Raw genomic sequence first — 1,164 nt, 5'->3', positions numbered from 1 at the left:
CTAGAGATCTTTAACGGTGCGGGTTACGTCTGGTCGTGACGGTTGGCGTCGGCTGCGCTATGCCGGAGGGGTGAGGTATCCCGATGGCGGTGGGCTGACAGCCGAGGAGCGTGATCGGCGTGAGCAGGTCCGGCTCGCGGCAGCTGACTTGATCGAGGCGGGGGCCAGTGACCGGGAGGTGGCGCGGCGGTTCAGGGTGACCCGGATGTCGGCGAACCGCTGGCGTCGGGCCCTGGCCTCGGGCGGCCGCCAGGCCCTCGTGTCCAAGGGCCCCGGTGGCGCCCGCTGCAAGCTCAGCGCGGGTCAACTGCGTGCCCTGGAGGCGGTGTTGGAGGACGGTCCGGCCGCGTGCGGATGGAGTGACCAGTGCTGGACGCTGGCCCGCATCGGCGAGGTCGTGCGCCGCCGGTTCGGGGTCGAGTACACCCTGGCCGGGCTGGATCTGCTGCTGCACCGCATCGGCTGGAGCGTGCAGATCCCGAGCCGCAAGGCCACCGAGCGGGACGAGTCGAAGATCGCCGCCTGGAAGGACGAGCAGTGGCCCGTCATAAAAAGAGGGCGGCGGACCTGGGCGCCTGGCTCTGCTTCGAGGACGAGGCAGGTCAGGGTCTGAGGCCGCCGAAAGGACGCACCTGGGGCCGCCGTGGCCACACACCCGTCGTGAAGGTCACCGCCCAGGGCGCCAAACGCGTCTCGATGGCCGCCCTGATCTGCACCAGGGCCGGACACCGGCCACGGTTGATCTACCGCGTCCACCTCGACCGCGGCCCCACGAAGGGCCGGCGCAAGGGCTTCACCGAGACCGACTGCGCCCGGCTGCTGGACGGCGCACACCAGCAGCTCGGCGGCCCCGTCGTCCTGGTGTGGGACAACCTGAACACACACGTCAGCCGCACCATGCGAGAGCTGATCGCCGCGCGATTATGGCTGACCGTCTACCAACTGCCGCCGTACGCGCCGGAGTTCAACCCGGTCGAGGGCGTGTGGTCGCACCTGAAGAGATCGCTGGCCAACCTCACCAAACACAGCCTCGACCAGCTCACCGCGCTGGTCAGGACCCGGCTGAAACGGATGCAGTACCGGCCCCACCTCATCGAAGGGCTCATCGCCAAGACCGGACTCGACTTCCAACCGCCGTAACCCCAGCCATTGAAGATCTCTAGT

1 protein-coding gene is annotated in these 1,164 nt (G+C 68.7%); it reads left to right on the top strand.

Going from position 1 to position 1,164, the window contains the following annotated elements; translation table 11 throughout:
- The first annotated feature begins 70 nt into the window (after positions 1-70).
- Positions 71-1,140 (top strand): IS630 family transposase gene (locus R6V09_RS54835; RefSeq protein WP_442810316.1). Its coding sequence is split into 2 segments (ribosomal slippage): positions 71-557 and positions 557-1,140, totalling 1,071 coding nucleotides; the frame shifts between segments, so codons are not numbered across the junction.
- Positions 1,141-1,164 lie beyond the last annotated feature (24 nt).

The sequence above is a fragment of the Streptomyces sp. W16 genome (assembly GCF_033194735.1).
Taxonomy (GTDB): Bacteria; Actinomycetota; Actinomycetes; order Streptomycetales; family Streptomycetaceae; genus Streptomyces.
Note: the sequence above shows the minus strand (reverse complement) of the source record. Positions and strands in the feature narration are given on the sequence as shown.